We start from the raw sequence: 26,236 nt of genomic DNA, 5'->3' as shown, positions 1-26,236 counted from the left end.
TGGCGCAGACCGCCGTCGCCGCCGCCCCGGAAGCCGCGCCACCGCCGCTGCTGCGCCCGTCGATGGACGACTGGCCGCAGGACGAGGATCGCGGCCGCATCATCATTCCGGGCGCCTATCAACGGCCGCAGCCGCAGCCGTCCACCGCCATCGAAGCGATCGCCGCCGCAGCGCCCCAGCAGGCGCCTGCCGCCCTGCCGGGACGCGCCGTCGCCTTCCACGCCCCGGTGCCGATGGTGCGCCCCGGCGCCACGACCATCGTCACGGTCTCGACGGGACCTGCGGCGGTGACCACGCCGACGCTCGCGGCGGTCTCCTCGACCCCGGTGATGCTGAGAAGCCAGGGCACGGCGACGACCATGGTCGTGCCGTCGGGCCCGGCCGGCAGCCTTCCCGGCGCGCAGCAGGCGATCATTGTGACGCCGACGCCCGCCCGCGGGCCTGTCCTGGCGGCCCTGCCGCCGGACGGCGGCGCCCGCGACTGGCCGCGCTACGTGCCCGGCGCCCGCGGCATCGACCGCAATCTCGGCATTGCCGGCGAAAGCGTGATGCCCGATCCCGGCGTGCCGCTGGCCTGTCTGCCGGCGCCGATCCGCCGCGCTCTCAACGATGTCGCCCTGCGCTTCGGGCCGGTCCTGGTGCGCTCGACCCATCGCGGCAGCCGCGCCTTCATCCGGACCGACGCCTGGCGCGGCTCCTATCACCGCGACTGCCGCGCCGCCGATTTCCGCGTCTCGGGCAGTCCGGCGGCCGTTCTCGCCTTCCTGCGGGCGCGCCATGAGCTGGGCGGTGTGAAACGCTACCGCAACGGTCTGTTCCACATCGACAACGGGCCGCGGCGCTCCTGGTGAGGGGCGGGCGCGCGGGCGATTCATTCCCGTGCTTGATCGGCGCATCAGAACCCTGAATTTGCGCCCCGCGCCGATGTCGGTCAACTTTCTCCCGCCCTTGGCTGTGAGGAGGACCTGATGCTGCTCGTCGGAATGCTGGACAGTCCCTATGTGCGCCGCGCCGCCATCGCCGGCACGCTGCTCGGGCTCGACTTCGAGCACCAGTCGGTGTCGGTGTTCCGCCATATGGCGCGCTTCAGGTCGATCAATCCGCTCGTCAAGGCGCCGTCCCTGGTGGCCGACGACGGCACGGTGCTGATGGAATCGCAGCTCATCATCGAGCACATGGAAGACGTCGCGGGGGCGAGTCTCAGGCCGTCTGAGCCTTCGGCGCGCCTCGCCGACCTCAGGGCGACCGGCCTCGCCATCGTCACAGCAGAGAAGGCCATCGCCATCGAATACGAGCGCAAGCGCCCGGAGGCGATCCGCCATGCGCCCTGGCTGGAGCGTGTCGGCGAGCAGTTGCACGAGGCGCTGGCGGCGCTCGACCAGGTCGCCGGCGCGCGCTGGCAGCGCTTGCCCGAGCCCTGGACCCACGGCGCCATCGGCGCGGCGGTCGCCTGGGGCTTCATCCGCTTCACCATCCCCGACGCCGTGGCTGAGGACGCCTTCCCGGCGCTGGCCGCCCATGCCGCCCGCTGCGAGGCGACGGAGGTCTTCAGGCACTGGCCGATCGACCGCGAGAGCCCGTGAGGGGATTGAACGGAACGGGTTTGTAGCTTATTAGCTACATTGTGGTCCAGATCCGACAAACGGCCATCTTTGCGAGCTGGTTCCGTTCGCTGCGGGACCAGACCGTGCGTGCCCGGATCATGGTTCGAATCGACAGACTTGCCCTGGGCAATCCCGGCGACGTGGCGCCCGTCGGGGAGGGTGTGTCTGAACTCCGGGTCCATGCCGGGCCGGGCTACCGGATTTATTTCACGAGGCGCGGAGAGGAGATCGTCATCCTGCTGTGCGGTGGCGACAAGAGCAGCCAGGCCAGGGACATCGAGGCCGCCCGGCGTCTGGCGCAAGAGGAGCGGAAGGCATGAACGTCGAGACCCGTCCCTGGGACACGTCTGAGCACCTCGACACGCCAGAGGCGATCGCTGCCTATCTGGAAGCCGTGTTGGAGGAACGTGATCCCTCCCTCTTTACCCACGCCCTGGGGCAGGTGGCGCGCGCCCGCGGCATGAGCCAGATCGCCGCCGATGCGGGCCTGTCACGGGAAGCTCTCTATCGCGCCCTCAGCCGCGATGGCGATCCGCGGCTCAGCACGCTGTCGGCGGTCATGAAGGCGCTCGGAGTGAGGCTGACTGTGGAGCCTGCCGGATAGATCGGCCTAACGCTGGCCAGCGCCGCCATCGGCCGATCGTCCGCGTGGGTGTGTTGCGATGCCCCAACGCAAAAAGGCCGCCCGGAGGCGGCCTTTCCGTTCCTGCCGGGGCAGGGAAAAATCAGCGCGAATAGAACTCGACGACCAGCGAGGGTTCCATCTGCGTGGCGTAGGGAACCTCGGAGAGGGTCGGCACGCGCGACAGTTTGGCGACGCCCTTGCCGTGGTCGACGTCGAGATAATCCGGCACGTCGCGCTCGCTCGACTGGACGGCTTCCATGAACAGGATCATCTGGCGCGAGGTGTCCTTCACCTCGATCACGTCACCGACCTTCACCTTGTAGGAGGGGATGTTGACGCGGCGACCGTTGACCTTGACGTGGCCGTGGTTGACGAACTGGCGGGCGGCGAAGACGGTCGGCACGAACTTGGCGCGGTAGACCACCGCGTCGAGGCGGCGCTCGAGCAGGCCGATCAGGTTCTCGCCGGTATCGCCCTTGACGCGCACGGCCTCGGTATAGGTGGCGCGGAACTGCTTCTCGGAAATGTTACCGTAATAGCCCTTGAGCTTCTGCTTCGCCTTCAGCTGGGTGCCGAAGTCGGAGACCTTGTTCTTGCGGCGCTGGCCATGCTGGCCGGGGCCGTATTCGCGGCGGTTGACGGGGCTCTTCGGGCGACCCCAGATATTCTCGCCCATACGGCGATCGATCTTGTACTTGGCAGCATGACGCTTCGACATCGCGTGTCCCTTATTCGTTTACGTTCGATAGGAGACGCGCCCTCCTCTTGTCCGGCCGGTCGGAAGAAATGCCAAGGCATTTCCGACCGGATCCCATCTCGGATTTTCGCGCCTCGAGAGGCGAAAATCCGAGAGTCGTGCCAAAGGCGAAATGCACTGGCATTTCGATGCCTTTGGCACCCGAAGACACGACAGATCGACCATGAAGGTAGATCGCGGGTGCGCAAACCTGCCGCATCGCCGTGAAGCGACCCGTCAGGAAGCGGCGTCCTTAGCCGCGACGCCTTGCATTGTCAATGAAGCGGCAGCGGCTCGACGCGGGTTTGCGGCAGGCCGAAGCGCTGGAACACCCCGGAAAGGCTCGTCAGCGCGGCGCCGCCGGTCAGGATCGCGGTGGCCGGAGCCGGCCCGGCGACCGGGCCCGCCGGCCCGAGGATCTGCGTCAGGCGGCGGGCGATGGCGGGAGCCGGATCGATCCAGTCGACCGGCCAGGGCGCCAGCGCGCGGAACGTCTCGACCAGCAGCGGATAATGGGTGCAGGCGAGCGCGACGGCATCGGTGCGCCGAGGGCCCTCGGTGACGAAACAGGGGGCGATCTCCGCGGCGATGGCGGGGAGGTCGGCCTGCTCGCCGCGCATCGTCGCCTCGGCGAGGCCGGCGAGGCGGGGGGCGCCGACCAGGGTCACCGTGCAGCCCGCGCCATAGGTTGCGACGAGCGCCTTCGTGTAGTCGCGGGCAACGGTGCCGGGGGTCGCGAGGACGCTGACCATGCGGCTCGCCGAGCCCTCGCAGGCGGGTTTGATCGCCGGGACCGTGCCGACGAAGGGCAGGGCGAAGCGGGCGCGCAGATGCGGCAGGACCAGCGTCGAGGCGGTGTTGCAGGCGATCACCACGCAATCCGGGGCATGGGCGGCGATCAGCCGCTCCATCACCGCCAGCACGCGGGCGACGAGATGGTCCTCGGCGAGGGCGCCATAGGGAAAGGCGGCGTCGTCGGCACAATAGACGAAACGCGCATCAGGCCGCGCCCGCACCAGTTCGCGATGGACGGTGAGACCGCCGAGGCCGGAATCGAAGACGAGGATCGTCGGCGGCCGGCCGGCCAGGTCAATGCTGGGGGTTGGACTGAGTTTCATGCCGGCCAGGGGATCGAAGGCGATACGCATCACGCACCTTCATGCAGCATTGACTGTGAGAATGGGCGGAATTCTGGCGGCAAAGCGTTAAGCATGTCTTTCGCATGCTGACGCCGCGCCTCCTTGGGGAGGCGGCGGGCAATGCCTGCCGCCGGCTGGTGCATCGCGCTGGCGACGGTGTTGACGCGGTCTCATGGCGAGACCGGATGATCGCTGCGCCGAAACGGCATTGCTGAGGCGCCCGGTTGGCGATCGTCTTTTCATGAACTTGTTAAGAACGCTCACTAGGCGTCTTCGTGCGGCAAGTTTGTCGGCCGCTGGCGGGGGCCATGCAGATGTTGTTTGGAATGCTTGCGTTGGCGCGGGCCGGATGCTTGGTCTTATTTGGCGTTTTTTTCGTTTCACCGGCAGGCGCGCAATCCAATTCAGCAACAGGGATCCCGATCCGTGTCGCCGTCTACAACGTGGCTCCCTATGCTCAGGTCGACTCGGCCGGTAGCATCGGTGGTCATTCGGTGCGGCTTTGGACCATGGTTGCGTCCGAGCTTCAGAGGCCCTTCGAGCTCAAACCAGTGAACTCTGTCGATGCGATCTTCGCCGGCCTGAATTCGGGTGCCTACGACGTCGCGATCGGTGCGTTGACCGTGACGCCGGTACGTGAGGAACAGGTCGATTTCTCCCACGCCACGCATCCCTCCGGTGTCGCCGCGGCGATCCGCAAGCCCAGCGGCTTCGCAAATGCGGTACAGGCGCTCGTCTCGACTATCGTGGAACTGCTACCGCTGTTTCTTCTTGTTGCCGGCCTGATCCTCATCGCCGGATTTGCAACCTGGCGGCTTGAGCGGCTTGCGCAGAGGGCGCTGCAGCCATCGCCGACCACGATATCCTCGTTCGGTGAGGGCGTTTACTGGGCAGCCGTCACGATGACGACCGTCGGTTATGGTGACAAGACACCGAAATCGACCTATGCGCGATTTCTGACCGTCGTCTGGATGTTCATCGGCATCGTCGTGATCTCGATCTTCAGCGGTACGGTCACGGCAAAGCTCACCGCGACGCAACTCATTGCGCTCGACGGCTCAGAAACCGCTCTGCGCCTGGCGCGCCTTGGCGCAGCCTCCAACTCTTCGGGTGCTGAGTTCCTCACCGTGTCCAACCGTCCCTACCGACAGTTCGATACGTTGGATGCCGCGCTGGCCGCGCTGGATGCCGGCGAGATCGATGCCGTCTTCAACAGCCGCGGGGCGCTGGTGCACCACGTCCTAGGGCGATATTCCAACTCGATCGAGGTTCTCCATACGGACCTCACACGGGGCTATATGGCGTTCGCGCTCCCGCCCGCCACGGCCAACAAGGAAACGCTCAACCGGGCGCTTCTGCGTGTCCTCAACTCGCGGGCCTGGGCAGCCGAGCGCGAGTCGATGGCGCGTGAATACGGAACGTCCGGACGGGCAGACCGAACGACGTTCTAGCGTTGCGATCGATCCGAGAATGAGGATGCGCAGAACACAGGCGCGTTTTCTGTTCAGGTTTCGATGCGCTTGTCTGGGACTTGGCCGGCGACAAAGCAGATGCGCGCCGAGGCGGCGTTGACGCCTCCGGCCATCGCGTCCATTCAATCGGTGAAAATCCGGGGAGGACGAGCATGCACCAGACACCGAAACCCTATGAGCTGGCCAAGCGCCTGCGCGCCGGCGAAAGCCTGTTCACCGCCTGGATGAGCATTCCCGAGCCATTGATCGCCGATCACGTGGCGCGTGAGGGCTTCGACGCCGTCACCTTCGACATGCAGCATTCCTCTATCGACCTGCTGTCGGCGATGCGCGGCATCTCGGCGGTCAACCATGCCGGCAAGCCGGCCGGCGTTCGCATTGCGCTCGAGGCCTTTGGCGATGGAGCACGTCTCCTCGATGTCGGAGCCGAGATCATCATCGCGCCGATGATCAATTCGGTTGCCGATGCCAAGAAGTTCGCTTCGGCCGTGAAATACCCGCCGCTCGGCGACCGCTCCTGGGGCGGCAACCGGTTCCAGCAGCTCACCGGCATGAACCCGCAGGACTATCTGCGCCAGGCCAACGAGATGACCGTGACCCTCGCGATGATCGAGACGACGGCGGCGTTGGCGGCGGTGGACGATATTCTCGCCGTGCCGGGCATCGACGGCGTCTTCGCCGGCCCGTCCGACCTGTCCATCACCCTGCTCAAGGGCGAGAAGCTCGATCCGAACCACCAGGTGGTGCGGGACGCCTTCGCCAAGATCATGACGGCGGCGAAGAAGGCCGGAAAGCTCACCGGCTGCTATGCACCAAGCCCGGAGCGGGCCAAGGAACTCGCCGCCGAGGGCTGGGGCTTCATCACGCTGATCAACGACAGCCTGATGGTGCGCGGCGGGGCGCAGAATGCGCTGAAGGTGGTGCGCGGCTGATATTGGAGGACGCGCTGAGGCCGGCGATTGACCGGCCTCAATGCGCGGCAGACCGGGATCTGTGAGGAGACATCATCCCCCCGCTATCCTGAGGGGAGTCTCGATGCGCAATCTGTTCGTTCTGATGTTCATGCTGGCCGCGACCGTCTTCACGGAAGCCTTCATGGTCGTCGTGGTGGCGACCCCGTCGCTTAACGACCAGGGCATGTCCACCATTCCAGTGGCCGCCGGCCTCGGTGTCGCGCTGGCAATCCCCGTGGCCTGGCTCGCCGCCCGCGCCATCAGCCAGGCCTCGAAGCCGGTCTGAGGGCTCAGTCCAGCGTCCGGAGGAAGCCGGCGAAACGCATCAGGCCTTCCGGCCAGGGGCCATGGCCGGAAGCGGTGTTGATATGGCCGGCATCTCCGGCATCAGACAGGGCCGCGCCCCAGGCATAGCCGAAATCCTCGGCGCGCTCATAGGCGCAGTGCGGGTCGGTACGGCTCGCCACCAGCACCGAGGGGAAGGGCAGGGGATCGCGCGGGATCGGCGCGAAATGGCGTTCGACCTCCGGGATATCGGCGTGGTCCTCGACGTCCGGCAGTCCGACGAGGAAAGCGCCGCGCACCACACCCTCGGGAAAGAGCGGCGCGGCATGGGCGATGGTCACCACCCCCAGCGAATGGCCGACGAGGATCACCGGGCGCGAGCAGGAGGCGACGGCTGTCGCCAGATTGTCGACCCAGCGGTCCTTTTCCGGCTTGTGCCAGTCACCGAGATGGACGCGCCGTGCCGTCGGGAGCTTCGCCTCCCAGCGTGACTGCCAGTGGTCGTCGCCGGAATTGGTGGTGCCAGGGACGATGAGGATGTCGGCGTCGGCGGTGCGCATGGGTCAGAGAACTTCCACGGATTCGACGCCTGCCGACCGGCGCAGCCTGGCGTCGAGGGTTGCGAGCGGGATGCCGCGCCGCATGGCGAGCTCCAGGTAGCAGGCATCATAGACTGACAGATGGTGTTTCCCGGCCAGGGCAGCCACCGCTCCCCATGGTGCTGCGGCACCCTGGTGATCGACCGTGACCTCGACCCTGGCGAACTCGCTCAGCAGAAATGTGAGGGCATCGTGATCGAACCGGCCGCGGCGCTGGGCCTGCAAAGCGCCGTTGATCACTTGCATGCGCCAAATGGCCGGGACGACCGCCCCCGTCGTCAGCGCCTCGCCGACCAAGGCCGCCGCTCCCGAGACCATCTCGTCAGGCAGGAAGGCCGCGAGTGCGTAGGAGGCGTCGAGCACGAGCGGCATGTCACCGCCGGCCTTCGTCGCGCCAGGCGAGGATATCCTCGACCGTCACCTGCCCACCTTTGACCACGCCGGGCTGTGCGAGACGCGCGCGGATGCGCTGGAAGGCGCCGATCCCGGGGTTGATCGCCTCGTCCCGGTCCGGCACGAGCCGCGCGATCCGCTTGCCGTTCCGCGTGATCTGCACCTCTTCGCCCCGCTCGACGCGGTCGAGGAGTTCGGACAGCCGCTGCTTGGCTTCGAAGGTACCGACGACAGTCATGGCCGACATCCTATCCAGTTCATCTGGATAGTATCATGGCGTCGGTCGGGCGTCACGCCGCGCCGAAAACGCGGCGGAAGATGGTGTCGACGTGCTTCAGATGGTAGCCGAGGTCGAACTTCTCCTCGATCTCCGCCTCCGACAGGGCGGCACGCACTTCCGGGTCGGCCTTCAGCAGGGCGAGGAAGTCGCCCTCGCCGCGCCAGACCGGCATGGCGTTGCGCTGGACCAGCCGGTAGGAATCCTCGCGGGAGACGCCCTTCTGGGTGAGGGCCAGCAGGACGCGCTGAGAATGGACGAGGCCGCCGAGGCGGTCGAGGTTCTTCTGCATGTTGTCCGGATAGACCAGCAGCTTGTCGATGACGCCGGTGAGGCGGACGAGCGCGAAGTCGAGGGTCACGGTCGCATCCGGGCCGATCATGCGCTCGACGGACGAGTGCGAGATGTCGCGCTCGTGCCAGAGGGCGACGTTCTCCATGGCCGGCAGCGCCATGCCGCGGACCAGGCGGGCAAGGCCCGTGAGGTTCTCGGTGAGGACGGGATTGCGCTTGTGCGGCATGGCCGAGGAGCCTTTCTGGCCCTCAGAGAAGAACTCTTCTGCCTCCAGCACCTCGGTGCGCTGCAGGTGGCGGATCTCGGTGGCGAGCCGCTCGATGCAGGAGGCGACGACGCCGAGGGTCGCGAAGAACATGGCATGGCGGTCGCGCGGGATGACCTGGGTGGAGACCGGCTCGACCTTGAGGCCCATGGCCGCGGCGACATGTTCCTCCACCCGCGGGTCGATCTGCGCGAAGGTGCCGACGGCGCCGGAAATGGCGCAGGTGCGCACCTCCTCGCGGGCCGCCTCGAGGCGGGCGAGGCAGCGGTCGAACTCGGCATAGGCCTGGGCGAGCTTGAGGCCGAAGGTGGTCGGCTCGGCATGGATGCCGTGCGAGCGGCCGATGGTCGGCGTCATCTTGTGCTCGAAGGCGCGGCGCTTCAGGGCGGCGAGCAGCGCCTTGACGTCGTCGATCAGCAGGTCGGATGCCCGGACCAGCTGGACGTTGAAGCAGGTGTCGAGCACGTCGGACGAGGTCATGCCCTGGTGGACGAAGCGCGAATCCGGCCCGATGAATTCGGCGAGATGGGTCAGGAAGGCGATGACGTCGTGCTTCACCTCGCGCTCGATGGCGTCGATGCGGTCGACGTCGAAGCTGACGTCCCTGGCCTTGGCCCAGATGTTGGCGGCCGATTCCTTCGGGATGACGCCGAGCTCGGCGAGGGCGTCGCAGGCATGGGCCTCGATCTCGAACCAGATGCGGAACTTGGTCTGCGGGTCCCAGATGGACGTCATTGCGGCGCGGGAATAGCGCGGGATCATGGGACGGGCCTCGGCGATGTCATGGACGGGCGCGGCTTAGCAGGGATGGGCCGGAGCGGCAATCGCCGTCAGCCGGGGCGGCGGGCCGATCGCCAGAAGAGGGCGGTGACCAGCAGTGGAATGGCCGCGCCCCAGGGCCACCAGAGCCGGAAGGCGGTGGTGGCATAGAGGTAGAGCGCGCCCCCGGCGCCGAGGAGGTGGTGGAGGAGCGGTATCTCGCCGTCGTGGTCGTCGGCGAAGGCCATGGTCCGCGAATGGACGGCGAAGACGAGGCCCGGAACGAACAGCATGACGCCCAGCGTGCCGAGGAAGGCAAGGCCGAGCCACAAGGCGAGCGGCACGGAAGCGAAGCGGGCGTGCAGCCGCTCGAGCCCCCACCAGAGCAGGGCGAGGCCCGGCAGCAGCGGCAGGGCCTGCAGGCAGACCACCTTGAGGCTGCGCCAAGACGGGGCATGGCCGGCGAGCAGCGACACCGCGACGGCGGCGGCGAGCGCCAGTGCCGTGGCGGCGAGACCGGCTTTGGCGGCACGTCGCCAGATGCCGGGCCTGACCGGCGCGGCGGGCCGGCGCGACGGTTTCGCCACGGCCGGGCGACGGGGGCGGGATGCCCCCCTCGTGGTGGCCTTGCCGGGTTTGCGGTCGAGTGGAGCGGTGCGAGTCGCCATGTGCCGGAGTGTAGGGGCGCCCGGTTGACGGGGACTGAATCGCCGCCCGGCTTATCCCCATCGGACGGGGCGGGGCGATCCTTCAGCCATCAGAGCCGGCCGCGGTGGCCGGCCAGGGTGGCGAGGGTCTCCATGTCCTATTCGGTGATGAACCACAGGCTTTGTCTCGGCGGCAGGCCGGCCGCGTTCCGGCAGTCGCCGCATGGCGGGCGACCGCTGAAGCCGCGCTTTCTCGTCCTGCACTACACGGCGGGACTGTCGGTGCGCTCCGCCGTCGACTGGTTCCTCGATCCGCGCGCCAGGGCCTCGGCGCATCTGGTGCTCGGCCGGCAGGGCGAGGTGACCCAGATGATGCCCCTCGACCGGACCTGCTGGCATTGCGGGACGAGCGAATGGCAGGGGCTGTCCGGGCTGAACGGTCATTCCCTCGGCATCGAGATCGTCAATGCCGGCAAGCTGGCGCGGGGCGCCGGCGGGGGCTGGCGGACATGGACCGGCGAGGTGGTTCCCGACGGCGAGGTCGTCGTCGCCCGCCATCGCCACGAGAGCAGCGAGGCCGGCTGGCACGCCTATCCGGCCGGGCAGATCGATACGGTCGTCGCCATCGGCAAGGCGCTGCACGCGGCCTACGGATTCGGGGCAGTGCTCGGCCACGAGGAGATCGCGCCGCGCCGCAAGATCGATCCGGGGCCGGCCTTCCCGCTCGCCGAGGTCGCTGCGCGCATCCTGGGGCGGGGATAAATCGTGGCGATGAGACGGGATCACGGAAAGGTGAGGCCTCGGCCGGCCGGGCTGCGTCGCCGTGGACCTGACAGTCCGCGGCCGTCAGGCCGATACTGTCAATCCGGGGCGGTCGGCCCGCCGCGGCTTGACCGGCGCCTGCCCGGCCTGGAAATCCGCCAGCACGAGCCCGGCGAGGTCGGCCTCGGGAGAGGGCCTGCCGAACAGGTAGCCCTGCAACTGGCCGCAGCCCAGTTCGGTCAGCAGGCTCGCCTGCTCGTCCGTTTCCACGCCTTCCGCCGTCACCTTCATGGAGAGGGCATGGCTGAGCGCCATGATCGTCCGAACGACCTGCAGCGAGGGGCGGCTCTCCTCGCGCAGCGCCGCGACGAAGGACTGGTCGATCTTCAGGCGGTCGAAGGGAAGCTTCCAGAGATAGCTGAGGCTCGAATAGCCGGTGCCGAAATCGTCAAGGACCAGGGTCGTGCCGAGAGATTTCAGCGCATGCAACTCGCCGATGACCACCTCGCTGCTCTCGAGCAGCACGCTTTCGGTGACCTCGAGTTCCAGCCGATGCGGCGCGAGGCCGGAACGGGTCAGCGCATCGGCGACGACGTCGACGATCGACGCGTCGCTCCCCTGCCTGGAGGCGAACTGCAGGGGCGACAGGTTGACCGCGACGGTCAGATGGTCGGGCCAGCGCGCCGCTGCCCTGCAGGCTTCGCCCAAGGCCCAGGCGCCGATCGTCCCGATCATGCCGATCTCTTCGGCGACGCGGATGAACTGTACCGGCGGGATATAGCCGCCTTTGCCGTCGGGCAGGCGAAGCAGCGCCTCGAAGCCGTGCAGGCGGCGATCGTTGGCCGACAGGAGAGGCTGGAAATGCAGTTCGAACCTGCAGTCGCGGCTGGTGTCCCGGATGGTCTGTTCGAGATGTCGTCTTGCCTCGAGTTCTTCCTGCATGTCTTCGCTGAAGAGTACGGCCTGGCTCCGGCCCAGGCTCTTGGCGTGGTAGAGCGCGACATCGGCCGCGCGCATCATATCCTCCACCTCGCCCGCGCCGATGCGGACACCGACGCTCGCCGAGACGGACAGGGTGTGGCGCGCCAGCGCAAAGGGCATCGCCACGTCCGCGACGATCGCCTCCGCCAGCGCCATGGCGTCGGCCGCGTCGACGTCGCGGATGCGGGCGATGACGAACTCGTCGCCGCCGACCCGCCCGATCATGTCGTCGTCACGCAGGCGCTCGCGCAGGCGCGCCACCACTGCCTTGATCAACTGGTCGCCGGCGGCATGACCGAGGCGGTCGTTGACCTCCTTGAAGCGGTCGACATCGACGTAGAACAGCGCGACATCGGCGGAGACGCCGGCCTTTTTCGACTGCGCGATGACGTCCGTCAGCAGGCTGACGAAGCGGCTCCGGTTGAGGGCGCCGGTCATCGCGTCGTGATGGGCTAGGAAGACGACGTGCCTGTCGACCTCCTGCTTGCTGCGCATCGAACGCGCTACCGCCATCGCGATCGCCGTCATCAAGAGGATGACGAGGAAGGCGGTACCGGCGACACCCAGAATGATGCGCTGGGAACGCTGGTCCGCCGCGGCAAGGTAGGGCTCGATGACGCGTTTCACTTCCATCACGGCGCGCACGTCCCCGATTTTCCAGTCGTGGCGCGGCGAGTAGGCATCCGTGTTGTGGCAAGCGACACAGGCTTCGTTGGTCATCCGGTCCGAAATCGCGACCCGCAGGACGCGCTGGCCGTTGCGGACCTCGGTTGCGGAGATGATCCGGTCGGGGTCGTGTCGGAAGATCTCCCACGCGCGCCGCTGGAAATCGTCCATGGTACGGTCGGCCCGGTGCGGCCAGGGATAGGGACTGACCAGGGCTAGGCTGGTCGCCCTCTGGGTCAGGAGGTTCGAAATGTCCTGCACGAAGGTCGCGGGCAGGGGGATGGCGTTGGGGTCGCCGGCATGGATCGCCGTCGGGTTAAGGGTTCCGGCAGCGGTGGCCTTGGCCACGACGTTCTGGGTGTAGTAGCCGCGGGTGATCTTGATCTGTTCGGCGACATCGATGTTGCTACGATGGGCGGCATCGATGGCGGCGGCCTGCATCGCCTGCGGGACATAGAGCCAGACGGTGCCGACGCCGATGGCGATGAGCGCGATCATCGGACCGACGAGGTGCCAGACGGTCGAGGGGCGCCATAGCCATTGGCCGGGGGCGGTTCTTTCCCGAGACTGCCCGTCTTGTGTACTCATCATCGCCCGGCCACAACGCGGTACTGCTTTTCGTCCCGCGGCGCGACCCTAGTCTTCCCCGATTAACATGACCTTGCGGTAATTACAGACTCGCTAAAATACCGTGCATTTTTCGTCGCAGTTCGAACGTCGCCCGGCCTGGAGTGGGCCCGACAAGGATCACGCGATCAGGCCTCGCGCGCCCTCCGCCGCATCGCGGATGGCGGTGATGGCGGCGCCGTAGCGGGCGGCACCCCCCTTGAAGACGGCGGAGCCTGCCACGAGGACGTCGGCGCCGGCGGCGACGACACGGGGGGCGGTTGCCGCCGTCACGCCGCCGTCCACCTCGATCAGGATGTCGCGGCCAGCGGTCATCTGCCGGATCTCGGCGATCTTTTCGACCTGGTTCTCGATGAAGGCCTGGCCGCCGAAGCCGGGATTGACGGTCATCACCACGGCGAGGTCGAGAAGGTCGAGTACATGGGCGATAGCGCTTGCCGGGGTCGCCGGGTTGAGCGCGACGCCGGCTTTCTTGCCGAGGGCCCGGATCGCCTGGAGCGAGCGGTGGAGATGCGGGCCGGCCTCGGCATGGACGGTGATGATGTCGGCGCCGGCCCTGGCGAAGGCTTCCAGATAGGGATCGGCCGGTGCGATCATGAGGTGCACGTCGAAGACCTTCGCCGTGTGCGGACGCAGCGCCTTCACGACATCCGGCCCGAAGCTGATGTTCGGCACGAAATGGCCGTCCATCACGTCGAGATGGATCCAGTCGGCGCCCGCCGCGTCCACGGCCCGCACCTCTTCGCCGAGCCGGGCGAAGTCGGCGGCGAGAATGGAGGGGGCGATGAGGATGGGGCGGGTCATGGTCTCAGGGCCTCGCGGGATGCCGATGAGCGGCGGGTAGCATGCGGCAAGGTGCGCGGGCAATGAGGGTCTGCCATCGCTTGCGGAGACGGGGCGACCCCGGCAATGTTGCGCCGCCCCCAGACATGCGACGCCCGCAGCGACGGATTCATGACCGACATACACGACGTAATCGTTCTCGGCGCCGGCATGGTCGGCGTCTCGACCGCGCTCCACGGGCGCATGCGCGGCCTCGACGTGGTGCTCGTCGACCGGCGCCAGCCGGGCGAGGAGACGAGCTACGGCAATTCCGGCGTCATCGACGGCGGCAACCTCTATCCGGTGGCGATGCCGCGTGACGTGCCGACGCTGTTCCAGCATGCGCTCAACCGGCAGACGGCCTCGCATTATCATCTGTCGGCTTTGCCGCATGTGGCGCGCTGGATGTTCGACTACTGGCGCTGGTCGGCACCGGAGAAGCTCGAAGAGACGGCGCGCATCATGCGGCCCTTCTTCGCCCAGGCGGTGGAGACGCATCGCGAGCTTATGGCGGTGGCCGGGGCCGAGCGCTATTTCCGCCAGACCGGCTGGATCGAACTCTACCGCAGCCCGGAGAGCCTCGCCGCCCAGGACCGGCGCCTCGCCCTGTCGCGCGAATACGGCATCGACAACGTCAAGCTGAACCAGGCGGAGACGCTGGAACTGGAGCCGCATCTGAAGGGGACTTTCGCCGGCTCCATCTGGTGCAAGGGCGCCGATACGGTGTCGAGCCCCGGCGGCGTGACGAAGGCCTATGCGGAAGCCTTCGTGAAGGCCGGCGGGCGGTTCGCCATCGGCGATGCGATGACGCTGGAGAACGTGGCGGGCGGCTATCGCGTGCAGACCGCGGACGGCCCGGTCACGGCGCGGCAGGTGGTGGTGGCGCTCGGCATCTGGTCGAAGGCGCTGGTGGCGAAATTCGGCTATTCGGTGCCGCTGTCGACCAAGCGCGGCTATCACCGCCACTACAAGGCGGCCGGCAACGCCTTCCTCAACCGCCAGGTCTGCGACGAGGACGTCGGCTATGTGCTCTGCCCGATGGAACAGGGCATCCGCCTGACGACCGGCGTCGAGATCGCGCTGCCCGATGCTCCGGCGACACCGGTGCAGGTCGACCGCGCTTTCCGCGCCGCCGGCAACCTCTTCGACCTCGGCGAGCCGGTGGAGGCCGAGCCCTGGATGGGGCGGCGGCCGGCGACCCCGGACTCGCGCCCCGTCATCGGCCCTGCGCCGCGGCACGAGGGCCTGTGGTTCGCCTTCGGCCACGGCCACTGGGGATTCACGCTCGGACCGGCCACCGGCAAGGCGCTGGCCATCGCCATGCAGGGTGCCCCGCAGCCGCTCGATCTCTCGCCCTACCGCATCGACCGCTGGTGAGCGCGTTCAGACGGTGATGTCGAAGAGCCGGGCGGAAGGCAGCACCGCTGCGGCATCGGGCGATCGGGTGGGCTGGCCGGCGGCGGCATCCTCGGCGCGGCGAAGTTCCGCAAGACGTCCCTCGAAGACCACGGCGGGTTCCGGCACGCGGCCGGCCTCGCGGTCGAGCTTTTCCTGCTTCACCGGGTCGCGGGTCGGATTTTCGGGGTCCAGCCCGCGCTTGGCGTTGCTGACATCCGTGCAATCCGCGCAGGGATAGCCGTTGACCATTTCGATCATGAGGCGACACGTCCGGTGAATGACCTTCCGTGCTTCGGGGCGCGGGGCGGTGTCGTTACCACTCCGCGCGCCATCCTTTCAGACATGGTGAAGGCGCGGTAAACGCCCCTCAGACGGTGATGTCGAACATCCGGGCCGAGGGCATGACGGCGGCGGCGTTGGGCGAGCGCGTTGGCTGGGCGGATGCCTCCGCGGCGCGGCGCATCTCGGCGATGCGGCTGTCAAAGACGACGGCGGGGTCTTCGGTCCGCCCGGGGGCGGACGAGCCGGCGGGCCGGGCGTCGCCGGCAGCCGCTTCCTCTGCCTGGCGGGTTTCTTCGGCCTGGCGGCTTTCTTCGGCCCGGCGCGCTTCCTCGGCACGGCGGTAGTCATCGGCACGGCGGGATGGATCGATCCCTGCGGTGCTCGGTCCTGTCGTGCTCACCATGGGCGGCACCTCCTGGTGTCCACCCCGTCCCGGGCTGAAAGAGACACAGGCCGCGACGAGAAGCGAGGGGCGGCTGGCGGCGTGGTGAAGCGGCGGTAAAGGCGCAGGGACCGTCAGCCGCGGCCGTGGAGCTGCTTCCAGGAGGGCAGGGCGCCGGGGAAGGGCAGGGCCTCGGCCTCGTACACGGCGCGGGCGCAGGCGCGGGCCAGGACAGACGCGGCCGTCCAGCCGATCGCCGCCATGTCGCGGGCATAGTCGGCGACGGGCACGGCGCCGGTGGCCGCGGCGAAGACCGTGTCGCCGTCCAGCGGCGTGTGGATCGGGCGGATGGCGCGGCCGAGCCCGTCCTGGGCCATCACGGCGAGATGGGTGGCCTGGCCCTTGTCGAGCACGGCATCGGTGACGACGAGAGCGATGGTGGTGTTCTCGGGACGCGCACCCTTCAGCTTCAGGGCATGGGCGTCGGCCGGCCAGGGGGAAGGCAGGCCGCAGCCGCCGAACTCGGCCCCGACCTCGTCGGTCGCCGCCCAGAAACGGCCCGACGCACCGATCGTGGCGCTGCCGACCGCGTTGACGATGACGATGGCGCCGACGCGGTGGCCGGTCGGCGAGAACGCCGAGGCCGAGCCGACGCCGCCCTTGAGATCGGCGGTGGTCGCGCCGGTGCCGCCGCCGACGGTGCCGAGGGCGACAGGACCGGCGGTGGCGGCGGTCGCCGCCTCATAGCCGAGGTCGCGATAGGGCGAGAAGCGGCCCCAGGCCTTGTCGCCGCCGGAGAGCAGGTCGAAGACGATGGCGCCGGGCACGATGGGCACCAGCATCGGCCCGATGGCGAAGCCGCGGCCGTTTTCCGCCAGCCAGGCGCTGACGCCGCCGCAGGCGTCGAGCCCGAAGGCCGAGCCGCCGGACAGGACCACGGCATCGACGGTCGGCACCGTCTTGTCCGGGCGCAGCAGTTCAGTGTCGCGGCTGCCGGGCGCACCGCCGCGCACGTCGACGGCACAGACGGCAGGCCGGTCGAAGATGATCGCCGTCGTGCCGGTGGCGCGGGCGAGATCGGTGGCGTGGCCGACCCTGAGGCCGGTAATGTCGGTCAGGCTGTTGGAGGTCATGCTGCGGCGCCGTTATGCTGGTCACGCGGCATCACGCTTCTGCGATTGGGCCAAGTCAACGCTTCCGTCGGGTTCGAGGCACATATAGACATTCATGAATGAAAGCCGCGCGGCGCCTGCCGCGAACGGGGCGGAACCGGAATGCCTGACGTCACCCTGACCGCGGCCCTGCTCGCGGGCCTCGTGAGTTTCCTCTCGCCCTGCGTGCTGCCGCTGGTGCCGCCCTATCTGGTCTATCTCACCGGCGCGACGCTGGACGACCTCACCGAAGCGGAGGCGGACCCGGCCCTGGTGCGGCGCGCGGTCCTGCTGGCGTTGGTCTTCGTCGCCGGCTTCTCGACGGTCTTCGTCGCGATGGGCGCCTCGGCGTCCCTGATCGGTCACTATATCCGCGTCCATTCGGTGACGCTGTCGATGGTGGCGGGCGTGGTGATCATCATCATGGGCCTGCATTTCCTCGGCCTGTTCCGCATCCCGCTGCTCTACCGGCAGGCGAAGATCGACATGGCACCGCCCAAGGCCGGACCGGTCGGGGCCTATCTGATGGGCCTCGCCTTCGCTTTCGGCTGGACGCCCTGCATCGGCCCGGTGCTCGCCGCGATCCTGGCGGTCGCGGCCTCCGAGATGACGCTCCACAAGGGCGCCGGACTGCTGGCGGTCTATTCGCTCGGGCTCGGCATTCCCTTCGTCCTCGCCGCCTTCGCCATCAAGCCGTTCCTGCGCTTCGCCGCCTCCATGCGCGGCCGGCTCCGGCTGGTGGAAATGGTGATGGGCGGCCTACTTGTTGTCACCGGCCTCGCCTTCCTGACCGGACAGATGTCGACCATGGCCTTCTGGTTGCTGGAGACGTTTCCGGTGCTCGGGACGATCGGTTAGCAGGCTTTCGCCGGCGTGGACTTTTTTGTCAGTTTACAGATGTAAAAATTGCCGGGCCGAACCTAGTCGTGCCTGATGTGAGCTCATCTGTGATTTGTCGGGGGCACAGATTTCCCCATCTTGCACATTCTGGCTGTTTTAACGATTGTTTCAGCGTTGGTGACCATATTCGGTGCCGTAGGGGCAGTAGTCCCAGTCGGCTCAACCAGGATGGTCCTGGCCATGTCACTCCCGATCTTGTCCGCGGGACTCATGCGGATGCTGCCTTCCTGCCGGCGGCTGCTCCGTCGGGCTGCACGACGCGCGAGGCGCTTTCGCACCGACGCCGGCGGCGCCGTCACGATCCTCTTCGCCGTCACGCTGCTGCCCATGCTGGGCGTTGTCGGCGGCGCGGTCGATTACACGGTCGCCTCCGGCCGGCAGTCGCGCCTGCAGAATGCGCTCGACTCGGCGGTGTTGACTGCGACGCGTTCGGTCACCGCCAATTCGACCTCGGCCCAGATCGCCGAACTCGTCCGGAGACACATGGCCGGCAATATCGAATTTGCCAGCCAGGTCCAGGTCACTGTCGCGGTCGATGTCGCGGCCCGCTCGGTCGAGGCCCGGGCCACCTATGTCTATCAGCCCTACATTCTGCCGGTGATCGGCATTTCCAGTGTCCCGATGGCGGCCACGTCGTCCTCGCAGCTCGGCCGCGCCCTCCTGGAGGTCGCGCTCGTCCTCGACAATTCAGGGTCCATGGCGGGGACGCGGATCACCACCTTGCGGACGGCGTCCGCCGATCTGATGCGCAAGGTGCTCGGCCTTGCCTATATGGCAGGGGATACCAGGGTCGCGGTCGTGCCCTTCGCCTCGATGGTCAATGTCGGCCCGGCCAATGCCGGTGCCAGCTGGATCGACACCCAGGGCCATTCGCCGATCCACGAAGAGAACTTCGCGACGCCCGCCAAGCGGCTGCAGCTCTATTCTCAGATGTCGGGTGTCAGTTGGTCCGGCTGCGTCGAGGCGCGTCCTGCGCCGCACGACGTGACCGACAGTGCGCCAGTGTCCGGCAATGCGGCGACGCTCTTCGTGCCGAGCTTTGCTCCCGACGAGCCCGACGAGGGGGCGTGGTCCGGCTTCTACAACAACTATCTCTCGGACGGCACCTGCCAGAGCGGGCTCGGTACGTCGATGCTCGCCCGCCAGCGGCGGGTCTGCAAGTATAACGGCGCCAGCCCCGACCAGTCGCTGGCCAACGGCACCCGGCGCGGACCCAATCAGTTGTGTGATTCGAACCCGATCATCCCGCTGACGCATAACCAGCCGACGCTCACGACGGCGCTGGCGGCCATGCCGAACTACGGCGGCACCAACCTGCATGAGGCGGTCATGTGGGGCTGGCGGGTGCTGTCGCCCGAGCCGCCGTTCACCGAGGGGCGAGCCTACAACGATCCGCAGAACCGCAAGATCATGGTGCTGATGACCGATGGAGCGAACGATGCGATCGGTCTGCCCACCATGAACGGGTCGTTCTATTCGGCCTATGGCTTTTCGGCGGCAGGGCGCCTCGGGACGACGTCGAGCAGCAGGGCCGAGATTGTCGCCAAGATGAACGAGAAGACGCTCACGTCCTGCGCCAATGCCAAGGCGGCGGGAATCCGGGTCTACACGGTCGCCTTCTTCGTGACGGACGCCACGGCGCGCAGCATCCTGCAGCAATGCGCATCTAACCCGTCGATGGCTCTGGTGGCCGATTCCGATCAGGCGCTGAGCAACGCCTTCGACGAGATCGGCAACCACATCAGTCGCCTGCGGCTGACCCAATGATGCGGGCGCCAGCCCTCGATCCATGAAAAGCCCGCCCAGATCGCTCCGGGCGGGCTTCGTCACGTCGGATCCGCGAAGGACGGGATCAGTTGGTGGTCGAGCTCTCGAAATAGGAGACCTTGCCATCCGGCCCGGCGCGCCAAGTGTACATGACGTAGTCGGCGCGGGTGATGTCACCCTTCTTGTCATAGGAGATGTCGCCGATCACCGTCTTGAAGACGTGGCCGGTGCGCATGAATTCGGCGATCTTCTTCGGGTCGAGCGAGTTGGTGGCGACGGCCGCCTGCTGGAGAATCTGCACAGCGGCATAGCTGTAGAGCGTGTAGGCCTGCGGCTCGAAACGACGGGCCGTGCGGAATTTCTCGACAACGGCGCGGGCCTCGGCGCGGTTGCGCGGGTCCGGCGGGAAGGTCATGAGCGTGCCGACGGCGCCGGGGCCGGCGATCGCGGCGAACTCGTTGTCGGCGATGCCGTCACCCGACATGAGCGGGGCGCTGACGCCCTGGTCGCGCATCTGGCGGACGATGAGGCCGCCCTCGGTGTGCAGGCCGCCCCAGTAGACGACGTCGACATTGGCCGCCTTGAGCTTGGAGATCAGCGCCGAGAAGTCCTTCTCGCCGGTGTTGACGCCTTCATAGATGACCTCCTTGAGGCCGGCGGCGTTCATCGCCTTCTGGGTCTCGTCGGCGAGGCCTTTGCCGTAGGTCGTCTTGTCGTGGACGATGGCGACGCGCTTGCCGGCGAAGTTGCGGACGAGGAATGCTGCGGCGACGGCGCCCTGCTGGTCGTCGCGGCCGCAGGTGCGGAACACGTTCCACAGGCCGCGCTCGGTGAGGCGCGGGTTGGTCGAGGCGGGGGTGATGGCGACGATGCCGTTTTCCGCATAGACCTCGGAGGCGGGAATGGATACGCCGGAATTGAAGTGGCCGACGACGAACTTGATGCCGTCACCGACGAATTTGTTGGCAACGCTCACGCCCTGGCGGGGATCGGAAACGTCGTCGCCGACCGACAGCTGGATGCGCTGACCGAGAATGCCGCCAGCGGCGTTGATGTCTTCCACGGCTTGCTCGACGCCTTGGCGCAACTGGGCGCCGAACGAGGCGTTCGGACCCGTGATCGGTCCGGCAACACCGAGACGGATCTGCGCCTGGGCGGGAAGCGCCAGGGCAAGACCGAGGCCGAGCGTCAGCCCGGCGAGGAGTTTGGTCTTCATCTCTCATCCTTCCCAATTGGGGGTCACGAGGGGATCAAGCCTTCGCGGAGAACGGGTCATGCCGTTCTTGCCGAGGATCGAATACCCTTTTGCGGAACTTGTCAGCCCATCCGGCTCAAACCGACGCGTCATCGGTGTTTCTCCGGAGGGGAGGACAGGGGGACCGGCCGTTCCGCCCAGGTGAGCGGGCCGGTGCGTTCGTAGAGCCACCAGTACTGGTGGACCATCTGCCCGGCGCGCGTCATGCGCCAGGACAGGAGACCGATGAGGGAGACGATGACGGTGTCGACCACATAGTAGCGCAGCGACAGGAGCGTTCCCTCGAAGAGTGCGAAATGGGCGAAGCGTACGGCGAGGCCGAGGACGAGGAGATAGGCGATGGTCTCCGGGATGCCGCGCCATGTCTGGGCGCAGGCCCGGCCGGTCATGATCGCCAGCCAGCCGCCGAGCACCAGGGTGACGAGAAGGAAGAGCCAGACCGAGGGTTCCTCGTAGAGCACGCCCTGCATCAGTGCCGCCCCCCTTCGAGATAGGCAGCGCGCACCTCCTCGCGGGCGAGGAGTTCCTTGCCGGTCCCCTGCATGGTGACGCTGCCGTTGACCATCACATAGCCGCGGTGGGCGAGCTTCAGCGCGTGGTAGGCGTTCTGCTCGACGAGGAAGACGGTCAGGCCCTCCGCCCGGTTGAGCTCGCGGATGGCGTTGAAGATCCCGGCGACGATGAGCGGGGCGAGGCCGAGCGAGGGCTCATCGAGGAGCAGCAGCTTCGGCCGGCTCATCAGGGCACGGGCGATGGCGAGCATCTGCTGCTCGCCGCCCGACAGCGTGCCGCCGCGCTGGTCGCGCCGCTCTTTCAGGCGGGGGAAGAGGACGAAGACCTTTTCCAGGTCTTCGGTGAAGAAGGCGGGATCGGTGAGGGTCGCCCCCATCTGGAGATTCTCGAAAACGGACATGCGCGGGAAGATGCGCCGCCCCTCCGGCGACTGGGCGATGCCCATGCGCATGATCTCGTGGGTCGGCCGGCGGGTGATGTCCTGCCCGTCATAGACGATGGAGCCGCGGCGGGCCTGCGGGCTGCCGCAGATCGTCATCATCAGCGTCGACTTGCCGGCGCCGTTGGCCCCGATGAGGGCGACGATCTCGCCGCGGGCGACGTCGATGTCGATGCCCTTCAGCGCCTGGATGGCGCCGTAGAAGGTCTCGACGCCGCGGGCGGTCAGGAGCGCCGTCACAGGCCCACCTCCGCTTCCACCTTCTCGACCTCTGAATCGTCGACGCCGAGATAGGCGGCGATCACCTTGGGGTCCTCGCGCACCATGGCCGGCGTGCCGTCGGAAATCTTGATGCCGTAGTCGAGGACGACGACATGGTCGGAGATTTCCATCACGACGCTCATGTCGTGCTCGATCAGCAGCAGCGAGGTTCCGTGCTCCTTGCGGATGAAGCGCAGCAGCTCGTTGAGTACCAGGCTCTCGCGCGGGTTGAGGCCTGCGGCGGGCTCGTCGAGGCAGAGGAGCTCGGGCTCTGTGCACATGGCGCGGGCGATCTCCAGGGCCCGCTGCGGGCCATAGGGGAGGTCGCCGGCGGGGTCGTCGGCGCGGTCGGTCAACCCGCATTTGTCGAGCCAGTAGGCTGCCTTCTCGATGGCGCGGCGTTCGGCGCGGCCATAGGCGGGCAGGCCGAGAATGCCGCCGATCGACCAGCCGGAGGCGCTCATCAGCGGGTTGTGCTGGGCCACCAGAAGGTTCTCCAGCACGGTCATCCCGGAGAAAAGCCTGATGTTCTGGAAGGTGCGCGCGACCTTCGCTTCCTGGGCGATGCGGAAATCGGCCAGGCGCTCCAGCAGGTGGGTGCGCCCGTCCGCATGGCGCATGGTGATGCGGCCCTGGCTCGGCTTGTAGAAGCCGGTGATGCAGTTGAAGACGGTGGTCTTGCCGGCGCCGTTAGGGCCGATCACTGCCGTGATGTCGCCGCGGCGTGCCTCGAAGGACAGGTCGTTCACCGCCAGGAGCCCGCCAAACCGCATCGTCAGGTGTTCGACGGTCAGGATCGCCTCGCTCACCCTTGGCCCTCCTTGACGTGATCGGCGGAGACGGCGCGGCGGTTTTTCAGGAAGGCGCTGGGCATGCGGGTGGAGACGAAACCGCGCGGCTTCCACACCATGATCGCCACCATGGCGAGACCGAAGATGAGCATGCGATACTGGGCCGGATCGAAATCCCTGCCGAAGATGGCCTTCAGCCAGTCGAGCTCGCGCAGGAGTTCGGTGCCGCCGATCATGGCGACGGCGGCGAGGGCCGTGCCGACGAGCGAGCCCATGCCGCCGAGCACGACGATGGCGAGGATCACCGCCGATTCCATGAAGGTGAAGCTCTCCGGCGAGATGAAGCCCTGACGCGCGGCGAAGAACGAGCCGGCGAAGCCGCCGAACATGGCGCCGATGGCGAAGGCAGTGAGCTTGGTGTTGACCGTGTTGATGCCGAGCGAGCGGCAGGCGATCTCGTCCTCGCGCAGCGCTTCCCAGGCCCGGCCGACGGGCAGCTTGCGCAGCCGGTTCGACACCCAGGCGGTGAGCAGGGCGAGGCAGACGATGACGTAGTAGAGGAAGATGGTGCGGTAGACGGGCGAGAATTCCAGCCCGAAGGTCGCGGCAAAGCCCGTGTCCGAGGCGTTGAACGGCACGCCGAAGAACGAGGGCCGCGGAATGGTCGAGATGCCTTCATAGCCGTTGGAGAAGGCGGTCCAGTTGATCAGGACGAGGCGGATGATCTCGCCGAAGGCAAGGGTCACGATGGCGAGGTAGTCGCCGCGTAATCGCAAGACCGGAAAGCCGAGCAGCACCCCCCAGAAGGCGGCGAGGATGCCGGAGATGGGCAGGCAGATCCAGAAGGCCCAGACCCCGAGGCCGGGAAAGGTCGCAGGGATCACCTTGGTGGCGATGAGCGCATAGGCATAGGCGCCGACCGCATAGAAGGCGACATAGCCGAGGTCGAGGAGGCCGGCGAGGCCGACGACGATGTTCAGGCCCCAGGCCAGCATCACGTAGATGAGGATCTGGATGCCGAAATTGTCGATCCACTTGAGGGCGCCGGAGCCGCCCGTCAGGGACATGATCATCATCGGGTAGACGAAGAGGGCGACAAGAGCCGCCGGCGGCAGGCCGCTGCGGACGACGTCGCGCACGCTCCGGGGCACCAGGCCGGACAGGCGGGCGCCGAGGGTGGGCCCCGCCTCGGGGCGCGCCCGCGCGAACCAGAGCGACAGCAGAAAGCGCCCGGCGAAGACGAGCAGGACGACGATCGCGATGAGGCCATAGCGCGTCTCGACGATGAGACGGTTCTGCATGTCCTGCGTCGTCCGGAAGGCGAGCAGGGGACCGAAGACACCGAGCGCGATGATCGCGGCGAAGAGGGCTTCCCGAGCGGCGCGGGCGACGGGGGAAGGGGGCTCGGGTCTGGCGAAATTCGGGTCCGTTGCGCTCGTCACGATCAGACCTTCTCGACGTCGGGCCGGCCGAGGATGCCCTGCGGCATGAAGATCAGCACGATGGCGAGAATGGAGAAGGCTGCGACGTCCTTGTACTCGACCGAGAAATAGGCCGACCAGAAGACCTCGATGAGGCCGATGAGCAGGCCTCCCAGCACCGCGCCGGGCAGCGAGCCGATGCCGCCGAGCACCGCCGCGGTGAAGGCCTTCACGCCCGGCGTGAATCCGTCGTGGAAGTTCACCACGCCGTAATAGACGAGGTAGAGCGTGCCGGCTACGGCGGCGAGCGCGGCGCCCATGACGAAGGTGATGGAGATCGTGCGGTCGACGTCGACGCCGAGCAGAGCTGCCATCTTGCGGTCCTGCTCGCAGGCGCGCTGCGCCCGGCCGAGCGGCGTCTTGGCGACCACCCACCAGAAGATGGCGAGGAGGGCCGCAGTGACCACGACGATGAGAATCTGCTTGTAGGACAGCGTCACCTGATAGCCGCCCGCCGCCGAGAGCACGAAGACATTGTTGAGGATCGGGTCGATGGCCTTGTTGCGCGGACCCTGCGACACCTGCACGAAGTTCGACAGCACGATCGACATGCCGATGGCGGAGATCAGCGGGGCGAGGCGGAACGAGCCGCGCAAGGGGCGATAGGCGACGCGCTCGATGGTCCAGCTAATCAGCGAGGTGAAGATCATGGCGATGATCAGCACGATCATCAGGGCGATGAGGATCGACCCGACGCCGAGCCAGGTGGTGACGATCATCAGCGCGATCAGGGCGATGAAGGTGGAGACCATGAAGACATCGCCATGGGAGAAATTGACCATGCCGATGATGCCGAAGACCATCGTGTAGCCGATGGCGATAAGACCGTAGATCGATCCGAGCGTGACGCCGTTGATCAGCTGCTGGAAGAAGACTTCCATGCCGTCACCTTCCCACTGTCCCCGACGGCGCGGGATAGCGCCGCGATGGTCTCCGGCGACGGCCGCCTCTGCGGCCGGGCCTGCTACACAACATGCCACATATCGGTAGCAAGCGTCCCGAGAAGTCACAATGGCGTCGTGGCGTTTATTCACACGGCCGGCATGCGACCGTCTCAACCTTAATCACCGAGAATTCAGCGGTATGGATTGGCTCCGCCGCGCTCGCAGGCCTATATCAATCGGCAACAGAGGATTTTGCATGGATGGCGCTGCCAGCCACTCGATGATTCCGGGAGTGCCCGCCGCCTCACCGCAGGCCTATCGGGACGGCATGGCGCATGTGGCAGGTCACGTCCATGTGGTCACCACCGCCGGGCCGGCAGGATCCAGCGGCTTCACCGCCATCGCGGTCGCCTCGGTCTCGGACGAGCCGCCGACGCTGCTCGTCTGCCTCAATCGCAAGTCCGCCAACGGGGCGCTGATCGCCAGCAACGGCGTCTTCGCGGTCAATGCCCTGCCGGCCGGCGCCGAGGGGCTGGCAGAGACCTTCGCCGGTCGCCGTGGCCATGTCGGCGCCGAGCGTTTCCGCGAGGGGTCCTGGTCGCCGCTCGCGACGGGGGCGCCGACGCTCGACATCGCCCTCGTCACCTTCGACTGCCGTCTCGTGGAGATGCGCGCCATGGCGACGCATCACATCCTCATCGGCCAGGTCGAGGCGGTCAGGATCGGGCCGGCGGGCCCGGCTCTCGCCTATTTCGACCGGGCCTATCGGCCGATCCCGCGCTGAGCGGCGTATCAGCGACCCCTCTGCCGCTTTCTCCTGCGAAGG

At 67.4% G+C, this 26,236-nt stretch carries 29 protein-coding genes and 1 pseudogene; 12 read left to right on the top strand and 18 right to left on the bottom strand.

Features of this window, described 5'->3' with window-relative positions:
- From Q8O26_RS17810 to Q8O26_RS17795, 4 genes and pseudogenes are all read left to right on the top strand, one after another.
- Positions 1–851: pseudogene (locus Q8O26_RS17810) on the top strand (D-Ala-D-Ala carboxypeptidase family metallohydrolase); the annotation flags it as partial.
- A 117-nt stretch (positions 852–968) separates the two neighbouring features.
- Complete coding sequence (locus Q8O26_RS17805) at positions 969–1,583, top strand: glutathione S-transferase family protein (protein ID WP_305578027.1); 615 nt, start codon at positions 969–971, stop codon at positions 1,581–1,583.
- Positions 1,584–1,624: 41 nt separating this feature from the next.
- Complete coding sequence (locus Q8O26_RS17800) at positions 1,625–1,924, top strand: type II toxin-antitoxin system RelE/ParE family toxin (RefSeq protein ID WP_305578025.1); 300 nt, start codon at positions 1,625–1,627, stop codon at positions 1,922–1,924.
- Positions 1,921–2,208: an addiction module antidote protein gene (locus Q8O26_RS17795; protein ID WP_305578023.1), complete on the top strand. Its 288-nt coding sequence runs from the start codon at positions 1,921–1,923 to the stop codon at positions 2,206–2,208. Before Q8O26_RS17800 ends, Q8O26_RS17795 begins: the two co-directional genes overlap by 4 nt.
- A 121-nt stretch (positions 2,209–2,329) precedes the next feature.
- Here Q8O26_RS17795 and rpsD read toward each other — a convergent pair whose 3' ends face one another.
- Positions 2,330–2,947, bottom strand: a complete 618-nt coding sequence (gene rpsD / locus Q8O26_RS17790) for a 30S ribosomal protein S4 (protein ID WP_305578021.1) — start codon at positions 2,945–2,947, stop codon at positions 2,330–2,332.
- 293 nt (positions 2,948–3,240) lie between these two features.
- Positions 3,241–4,113, bottom strand: a complete 873-nt coding sequence (gene murI / locus Q8O26_RS17785; protein WP_305578020.1) for a glutamate racemase — start codon at positions 4,111–4,113, stop codon at positions 3,241–3,243.
- A 299-nt stretch (positions 4,114–4,412) separates the two neighbouring features.
- Between murI and Q8O26_RS17780 the strand changes: the two genes are divergently transcribed.
- The 3 genes from Q8O26_RS17780 (at position 4,413) to Q8O26_RS17770 (ending at position 6,815) form a co-directional block, all read left to right on the top strand.
- Positions 4,413–5,555: a transporter substrate-binding domain-containing protein gene (locus Q8O26_RS17780; RefSeq protein WP_305578018.1), complete on the top strand. Its 1,143-nt coding sequence runs from the start codon at positions 4,413–4,415 to the stop codon at positions 5,553–5,555.
- Positions 5,556–5,728: 173 nt separating this feature from the next.
- Entirely contained in the window at positions 5,729–6,508 is a 780-nt protein-coding gene (locus Q8O26_RS17775) for an HpcH/HpaI aldolase/citrate lyase family protein (RefSeq protein ID WP_305578016.1), read from the top strand.
- Positions 6,509–6,611: 103 nt separating this feature from the next.
- Positions 6,612–6,815, top strand: coding sequence for a hypothetical protein (locus tag Q8O26_RS17770; RefSeq protein ID WP_305578014.1), 204 nt, complete (start codon positions 6,612–6,614; stop codon positions 6,813–6,815).
- Positions 6,816–6,819: 4 nt separating this feature from the next.
- Here Q8O26_RS17770 and Q8O26_RS17765 read toward each other — a convergent pair whose 3' ends face one another.
- From Q8O26_RS17765 to Q8O26_RS17745, 5 genes are all read right to left on the bottom strand, one after another.
- On the bottom strand, positions 6,820–7,374 hold the full coding sequence (locus tag Q8O26_RS17765) for an alpha/beta hydrolase (RefSeq protein WP_305578013.1): 555 nt from the start codon (positions 7,372–7,374) through the stop codon (positions 6,820–6,822).
- 3 nt (positions 7,375–7,377) lie between these two features.
- On the bottom strand, positions 7,378–7,785 hold the full coding sequence (locus tag Q8O26_RS17760; protein WP_305578011.1) for a type II toxin-antitoxin system VapC family toxin: 408 nt from the start codon (positions 7,783–7,785) through the stop codon (positions 7,378–7,380).
- 1 nt (position 7,786) lies between these two features.
- Complete coding sequence (locus Q8O26_RS17755) at positions 7,787–8,044, bottom strand: type II toxin-antitoxin system Phd/YefM family antitoxin (RefSeq protein WP_305578010.1); 258 nt, start codon at positions 8,042–8,044, stop codon at positions 7,787–7,789.
- Positions 8,045–8,096: 52 nt separating this feature from the next.
- The gene (purB, locus tag Q8O26_RS17750; protein ID WP_305578008.1) at positions 8,097–9,404 is read right to left on the bottom strand and encodes an adenylosuccinate lyase; all 1,308 of its coding nucleotides are present in this window, start codon (positions 9,402–9,404) and stop codon (positions 8,097–8,099) included.
- A 68-nt stretch (positions 9,405–9,472) separates the two neighbouring features.
- Entirely contained in the window at positions 9,473–9,988 is a 516-nt protein-coding gene (locus tag Q8O26_RS17745; protein WP_305578007.1) for a hypothetical protein, read from the bottom strand.
- Positions 9,989–10,201: 213 nt separating this feature from the next.
- On the opposite strand from Q8O26_RS17745, the gene Q8O26_RS17740 reads away from it, so the two are divergent.
- Positions 10,202–10,810, top strand: coding sequence for an N-acetylmuramoyl-L-alanine amidase (locus tag Q8O26_RS17740; RefSeq protein WP_305578005.1), 609 nt, complete (start codon positions 10,202–10,204; stop codon positions 10,808–10,810).
- Between the two features lie 84 nt (positions 10,811–10,894).
- On the opposite strand, the gene Q8O26_RS17735 is transcribed toward Q8O26_RS17740, so the two are convergent.
- Both Q8O26_RS17735 and rpe read right to left on the bottom strand, forming a co-directional pair.
- Positions 10,895–12,955, bottom strand: a complete 2,061-nt coding sequence (locus Q8O26_RS17735; RefSeq protein ID WP_305578004.1) for a bifunctional diguanylate cyclase/phosphodiesterase — start codon at positions 12,953–12,955, stop codon at positions 10,895–10,897.
- A gap of 249 nt (positions 12,956–13,204) precedes the next feature.
- Positions 13,205–13,888 (bottom strand): ribulose-phosphate 3-epimerase, encoded by a 684-nt coding sequence (gene rpe, locus Q8O26_RS17730; protein ID WP_305578002.1) that lies wholly within the window; start codon positions 13,886–13,888, stop codon positions 13,205–13,207.
- Positions 13,889–14,038: 150 nt separating this feature from the next.
- Here rpe and Q8O26_RS17725 point away from each other — a divergent pair, with 150 nt between their 5' ends.
- Positions 14,039–15,283, top strand: coding sequence for an FAD-binding oxidoreductase (locus Q8O26_RS17725; protein WP_305578001.1), 1,245 nt, complete (start codon positions 14,039–14,041; stop codon positions 15,281–15,283).
- Positions 15,284–15,289: 6 nt separating this feature from the next.
- Here Q8O26_RS17725 and Q8O26_RS17720 read toward each other — a convergent pair whose 3' ends face one another.
- The 3 genes from Q8O26_RS17720 to Q8O26_RS17710 form a co-directional block, all read right to left on the bottom strand.
- A complete protein-coding gene (locus Q8O26_RS17720) occupies positions 15,290–15,562 on the bottom strand; it encodes a hypothetical protein (protein ID WP_305577999.1) in 273 nt (90 codons plus the stop codon).
- A gap of 109 nt (positions 15,563–15,671) precedes the next feature.
- Complete coding sequence (locus Q8O26_RS17715) at positions 15,672–15,989, bottom strand: hypothetical protein (protein WP_305577997.1); 318 nt, start codon at positions 15,987–15,989, stop codon at positions 15,672–15,674.
- A gap of 113 nt (positions 15,990–16,102) precedes the next feature.
- A complete protein-coding gene (locus Q8O26_RS17710; protein ID WP_305577995.1) occupies positions 16,103–17,101 on the bottom strand; it encodes a P1 family peptidase in 999 nt (332 codons plus the stop codon).
- A gap of 141 nt (positions 17,102–17,242) precedes the next feature.
- On the opposite strand from Q8O26_RS17710, the gene Q8O26_RS17705 reads away from it, so the two are divergent.
- Together Q8O26_RS17705 and Q8O26_RS17700 are read left to right on the top strand one after the other, a co-directional pair.
- Complete coding sequence (locus Q8O26_RS17705; RefSeq protein ID WP_305577993.1) at positions 17,243–17,977, top strand: cytochrome c biogenesis CcdA family protein; 735 nt, start codon at positions 17,243–17,245, stop codon at positions 17,975–17,977.
- A 258-nt stretch (positions 17,978–18,235) separates the two neighbouring features.
- On the top strand, positions 18,236–19,786 hold the full coding sequence (locus tag Q8O26_RS17700; protein ID WP_305577991.1) for a TadE/TadG family type IV pilus assembly protein: 1,551 nt from the start codon (positions 18,236–18,238) through the stop codon (positions 19,784–19,786).
- A gap of 85 nt (positions 19,787–19,871) precedes the next feature.
- Here the strand turns inward: Q8O26_RS17700 and Q8O26_RS17695 are convergent, their stop codons facing one another.
- The 6 genes from Q8O26_RS17695 to Q8O26_RS17670 all read right to left on the bottom strand — a co-directional run bounded on the left by Q8O26_RS17695 (position 19,872) and on the right by Q8O26_RS17670 (position 25,407).
- On the bottom strand, positions 19,872–21,002 hold the full coding sequence (locus Q8O26_RS17695) for a branched-chain amino acid ABC transporter substrate-binding protein (protein ID WP_305577990.1): 1,131 nt from the start codon (positions 21,000–21,002) through the stop codon (positions 19,872–19,874).
- A 128-nt stretch (positions 21,003–21,130) separates the two neighbouring features.
- Positions 21,131–21,511 carry a DUF6867 family protein gene (locus Q8O26_RS17690; RefSeq protein ID WP_305577988.1) on the bottom strand — a complete coding sequence of 127 codons (381 nt, stop codon included), beginning with the start codon at positions 21,509–21,511 and terminating at the stop codon, positions 21,131–21,133.
- On the bottom strand, positions 21,511–22,233 hold the full coding sequence (locus Q8O26_RS17685) for an ABC transporter ATP-binding protein (RefSeq protein ID WP_305577986.1): 723 nt from the start codon (positions 22,231–22,233) through the stop codon (positions 21,511–21,513). Before Q8O26_RS17685 ends, Q8O26_RS17690 begins: the two co-directional genes overlap by 1 nt.
- Complete coding sequence (locus Q8O26_RS17680) at positions 22,230–23,027, bottom strand: ABC transporter ATP-binding protein (protein WP_305578037.1); 798 nt, start codon at positions 23,025–23,027, stop codon at positions 22,230–22,232. The genes Q8O26_RS17685 and Q8O26_RS17680 overlap by 4 nt, the downstream gene beginning before the upstream one ends.
- A gap of 32 nt (positions 23,028–23,059) precedes the next feature.
- On the bottom strand, positions 23,060–24,487 hold the full coding sequence (gene livM / locus Q8O26_RS17675; protein ID WP_305577984.1) for a high-affinity branched-chain amino acid ABC transporter permease LivM: 1,428 nt from the start codon (positions 24,485–24,487) through the stop codon (positions 23,060–23,062).
- Between the two features lie 2 nt (positions 24,488–24,489).
- A complete protein-coding gene (locus Q8O26_RS17670) occupies positions 24,490–25,407 on the bottom strand; it encodes a branched-chain amino acid ABC transporter permease LivH (RefSeq protein WP_305577982.1) in 918 nt (305 codons plus the stop codon).
- Between the two features lie 259 nt (positions 25,408–25,666).
- Here Q8O26_RS17670 and Q8O26_RS17665 point away from each other — a divergent pair, with 259 nt between their 5' ends.
- Positions 25,667–26,194, top strand: coding sequence for a flavin reductase (locus tag Q8O26_RS17665; protein ID WP_305577980.1), 528 nt, complete (start codon positions 25,667–25,669; stop codon positions 26,192–26,194).
- The last annotated feature ends 42 nt before the right edge of the window (positions 26,195–26,236 follow it).

It is taken from the genome of Phreatobacter sp. (genome assembly GCF_030691135.1).
In the GTDB taxonomy this organism is placed as follows: domain Bacteria; phylum Pseudomonadota; class Alphaproteobacteria; order Rhizobiales; family Phreatobacteraceae; genus Phreatobacter.
The sequence above is the reverse complement of the archived record's forward strand: the minus strand, read 5'-3'. Positions and strand labels throughout refer to the sequence as shown.